At 63.3% G+C, this 4938-nt stretch carries 2 protein-coding genes; both read right to left on the reverse strand.

The window, feature by feature from the left end; translation table 11 throughout:
* On the reverse strand, positions 1–1410 hold a 1410-nt coding region (locus tag ACESNG_RS24610), incomplete at its 3' end, for an alkaline phosphatase family protein (RefSeq protein ID WP_373071425.1).
* Positions 1410–4559 carry a carboxypeptidase regulatory-like domain-containing protein gene (locus tag ACESNG_RS24615; RefSeq protein WP_373071428.1) on the reverse strand — a complete coding sequence of 1050 codons (3150 nt, stop codon included), beginning with the start codon at positions 4557–4559 and terminating at the stop codon, positions 1410–1412. The genes ACESNG_RS24610 and ACESNG_RS24615, both read right to left, overlap by 1 nt.
* Positions 4560–4938 lie beyond the last annotated feature (379 nt).

The raw sequence follows: 4938 nt of genomic DNA on the forward strand, positions 1-4938 counted from the left end.
ACTGTCGCGCGTCATGCGCACGCTTGCGAGCCCCGGGCCGTCGCGGAGTAACTCCGTGAGCGCGCGACCTGTCATGGACGGCGCCCTCGGCATGCCGAGCAGGAGCAGCAGCGTTGGAGCGATGTCGGCATTGCTACTGGCGACATTCGTGCGAACGGCGACGCGCAGGTGCGGACCGCGCGCGATCATGGTCGCGACGATGTCGTACGGGCTGGACGTGCCATGTCCTGCGGTGCCCGCCTGTTCCGTCCGTCCGGTCATGAAGGCCGTGTTCATCGCCTGCGACCAGTCGGCAGAGAAAAGCACATCCTCTGAACGGGAATTCGACCATCCGATGCTGTCGAACGACAACGTTCCAGCCTCCATTGCAGCACCATCGCTACGCGCCTTGGTAAAGATCGCGCCTACCGGCGCGGCCGCCTGCAGTGCGCGTACCACGTCTTTTCGTGTGCTGTCGCCACCTCGACGCACATACACGGCGCCCCCTGCCACAACGATGCGGTCCCTGAAAGGCGCGAGCACCGCACCGATCGGCGCATCGCGCCCGGCGTGGGTCGAAAATCCATGATCCGACACGACGAACACATCAACCTTTCCATCGAGACCGCGATCGTGCAGTCCCTTCAGCAATCGTCCGAACTCACGGTCCGCCGCACGGATGGAGGAATCAGCCATGACGCTACCGACACCTGCGGCGTGCGCGGTATGATCGGGATCGCTGAGCCAGAGAAAGCCGACATCGGTGTCGATGGTATCGATGCCGATGCGCAGCAGCGCGTCGACGGCGCGCGCGTTGGCCGCCAGGTTCGGTGACGCATCGACCGGCGGCGGACCGAGCATGGTGCGCACCATCGATTCGTATCGCTGCGGCAGCACCAGTTCATTCTGCAGAATGATCGCGCGTCCAGCGCCGCCAAGCAGGTACGCTGAGCCGCTCGATCCGGCGCTGGCGACAACTACGCGCTTACCCTGGGCGCCCAACAGATCGGGCAACGTTGGCACCATGAGCAGCCGCCCGCGAAGTGCACGGTCAGCGCGCATCATGTCGGCAGCATCGCCGGTGTTGAGTGTGTGCGTCGAGTCGACCGCCGGCAGATAGATGATGTTGTCGAGCACACCGTGCGTGCCGGGTGCAGCACCGGTGATCAGAGCGCTGGCGTTCACTCTTGTCACGGTGGGGAACAGTGAGTGATGCGCCGTGGACACGACACCGGACGCCCCGAACGCGTACAGGTTCGGCATCCGCGTCGCGGTCACGTAGTCCGGACGAAGCCCGTCGAAGACCACTACCACCGCGCGGACTCGCGGCACCTGTCGTGCCGCGGCGCCGACGACGGTCGGCAGTCGCAACAAGAGCGCGAGTGCGGCGAGCAGGGACGCTAGTGCGAACGCCTTGCTTTTTGTATGCATCAGAAACGATACCTCGCACCGACCTGAATCTGATAAGCGCTGCCGCTCTTCACGGCAGTACCGACGTTCTCGTTCACACGATACGTGTACTTCTTCGATGCCTGATTGAACCCGCTGACCGCCACGAGTTGTTGCGATGAGCCGAGATTGTACTGCCCGCCCCACTTTCGATTGAGCAGGTTGTCGAGGTTGAAGAAGTCGATCGTGAGCTCCACCGCCTGCCCATTGATGGTGTTGATGTCGCGCGCGAGGCGCAGGTCGGTCTGCCCGCGAAACGGCGACCGGCCCGCGTTCCGTGGTGCAATTCTACCGAGATTGTCGCGGATCAGGTCGGCTGCACGATTGGCCGGATTCGCCAAGACCCTGCGCATCGACGTGGCGACGTCGGCGGGTGTCGACGGGTCGTCAGGATCGAAGACGAACGCGAGATCGTTGTTCAACGTGCCGTCGCCGTTCACGTCGCCGTTGATCACGAGGGAGAACGGCTGTCCGGAGAGACCCACGTAGCTGCCGGTCACGCGGAAACCCCACACTGGCGGCAGCAGGAACGCGGCGACGATCTTGTCACGGAAGCTGTTGTCACTCGGGCCCCACGAGTCGGCGAGACGACGCGGGTCGCCCGTATTGGGCGAGAACGTGGAGGTCAGCGCCACGCAGCAGTTGAACGACGAGTTGTCGTTCGTGCTGTTCTTCGTGTACGACATGGAGATCGAGGAACGGCGCGGCAGCGTCAGTGCACCCTGTAGCACGACCGACCGTTGCTCGAGGCGCGAGTCGCCAACGAGTTCGAGCACGCGGCCCAGATCCTTGAAGACGCGCGTATCGGCGTTGTTCGTGCGTCCCAAGCTGGTGATCAGCGTCGGGGGAACGAACACGCCACGTCCACCTTCGATGGTGAAGGACGGGTCCTGTACCATGTTCTTGTCGAAGTACTGGAAGTTGTCGTCTGTGCGCGCCCAGTAGCCGAATGCACCAAGCTGCGCGCGCCACACGCGGTACTCGTACCCACCACTCACCTTCCACGTGGTCGGGACCTGGAAGTCCTTGCCGAAGTAGTTGACGTAGGCGGGAATCGACGACGGTGACACGCCGGCGGGGATGCCCGGCACCGTAGAGAGGTCGCGGCGATAGCCTGCGAAATCGGCGCGTGGCGCCTGTGCCCCAACTTGGATGATGTCGACTGCCTCGAGGCCGCTCTGCAGGATGTGATTGACCTGCACGTTGTACGGCGGCTGGCTGGTGAATCGACCTGCGCCCACGCGCAGGACATGCCGCCCGTCGCCTCGGACGTCCCAGAGAGCCTGCGCGCGCGGAGACAGCATCCAGTTGTTCGGCTTCACATCGGTGCGCACGCCCAGTCGCTGATCTACGAGCGGATTGTAGGCGGCACCGGTAAGGAACGTGGCGCCATCGAGCCGCACTCCGGCCGATGCGGTCAGCGTGCGGCCGAACACCCACTCCGACTGCGCAAAAAGCGACATATCGGCCACGGTGAAATCCGCGGTCGTGCCGCCGACCTTGAGCGGTACCTGTCGGCTGTAACGGGCCGGGGTCTGCGCGTCGAGCTGCGCGAGGTTGTCGAACTCGAAGAGGCCGCGCTGTTCGATGGGAAGATAGCGCGCGATCTTCGTGATGATGTTGTCGGTACCGAGCGTGATCGTTTGCGAGCCTCGATTCCAGTACAGCGTGTTCGCCAGCTGGAACTGTCGCTCGTTGTAGTTCTCGGGCGCGAGACGATTGCCGCCGAATTGTACGGTCACCGTGCGGTTGGAATTGTCCGGCAGCCTCGACGCGATGCGCACGAAACCGCGCGGCAGCTCGTTGCGGGCGATGCGCTCACGAGTGAAGCGCAGTGCCTGTAACTTGAACTCATTGACGAGATTCGGCTTGAATGTGGAGCGCAATGAGAGCAGGGAGCCATAGCTGTTTATCCTGGCGCCACCTCGGCTTTCGGCATAGTGCAGTGTCTGGTCGGGACCGATTTCTTCGGGGTCTTCGTAAAGCGTGGTGTTGTTGCGCAACGTCAGGCGGTGCTGCGGGGAGAGCTGCCAGTCGACGCGTCCGAAGAATGCCTGTGACAGCGGCTTGCGCGAGAAGACGCCGAACTGGGGCTGCAACGTATCCAGACCATACTTCCGCCCGAGAATAGACGTCATGCGCGCGAGCGAATCGCGCGAGATTCCCAGTTCGATCTCGTCAGACGGACCACGCACGTTGGTCACTTCGAGCGGCAGTGACTGGTCGGTGCGATCGTACACGGTGAAGAAGCTGACCTTGTCCTTGATGATCGGACCGCCAACGCTGACGCCCTGCTGACGCACGGTGAAGTTCTGCGCTGGAACGCCGCGCAGATCGGCCGTAGTCAGCTGCTTGTCGCGATAGTATGAGAAGAGCGATCCGTTGAACGTGTTACTCCCCGACTTGGTCACCGCGTTGATCAGTCCTCCGCCCTGGCGACCCTTGCTCACATCGTACTCGTTCGTGACGATCTCGAATTCACGGATCGCCTCCACGGTCATCGTGAGCGGACCGGCGAACGTCTGTCCACTATTGTTCATCTGCGCACCGACGCCGTCGATGCGCACGTCGGTGCTCATGGCGCGTGCCCCGCCGAGGCTCGTTCCGTTGCCCGCGAGCGGTGAGAGCTTGGTAAGGTCCTGGAAGCGCCGATTCTGGTTCGGAAGCTCTCTTACTTGCTGCTCGCCGATGCGTGTCGCGGCGCCATTACGCTCGATGACGCGCGTCGGTTCCGCCGACACTGTCACCTCCTGCAGTTGGACCGTGCTCGCCATGAGCCGGAAGTCGACGGAGACGACACTGCCGATGTTGAGTATGACGCTCTCACGACTGGTCGACCGGAATCCCACTGCTCGCACCGTGATGCGATATGGTCCGCCAAGGGGCAGCTGCGTTGCACTGTAGCGACCACGTTCCGACGAGCGCACCTGTGAAATAAATCCGGACGCCATGTTCCGGATCTCGAGGGTCGCGCTGGCGACGGGAGTGCCGGCACTATCGTTCACCTGCCCGCGAATACTTGCGTCCGTGCCTTGCGCGCGAAGCGACCAGACCGGGAACGATAGCAGCAGAGCGGCGAGGTGCAGCATCGCACGTGTGCGACTCGCAGGATACAAACGGTTCGTGAGCATGAGGCCAGCGCAGGAGGAGCTCGGAGCACGCGTGATCGCGCGTTACGGAACCAAAGCATCGAGCAGCCGCGTCACGAACCCCCACACAGAACCGTCACGGAGGCATCACGAACTGATGACGTTCTCCCCTCCGTCAACTCGCATTGGCCAAGCGACTATCGCTCGAGTAACGCGTCCAGACGCGGCGTTCGCGGCAGGAGGGGCCAGCCCGATACCGCAGCGCACTGACTCGACGTCAGGCGCCTACTTCCCGCGCGCCATAACTCGCCAGATCGCATTGCCCACGTCATCGGCCACCAACAGTGCGCCACGCGCATCGAGCGCGACACCCACCGGACGCCCGCGCGCATTGTCGCCCGCCAGGAATCCAGTGAGCACG

Source organism: Gemmatimonas sp. (assembly GCF_041689975.1).
Classification (GTDB): Bacteria; Gemmatimonadota; Gemmatimonadetes; order Gemmatimonadales; family Gemmatimonadaceae; genus Gemmatimonas.

What these genes read in the sequence shown, in the direction of transcription:
- ACESNG_RS24615 (WP_373071428.1), bottom strand. Translation starts at nt 4,559, where the DNA reads ATGCTCACGAACCGTTTGTATCCTGCGAGTCGCACACGTGCGATGCTG.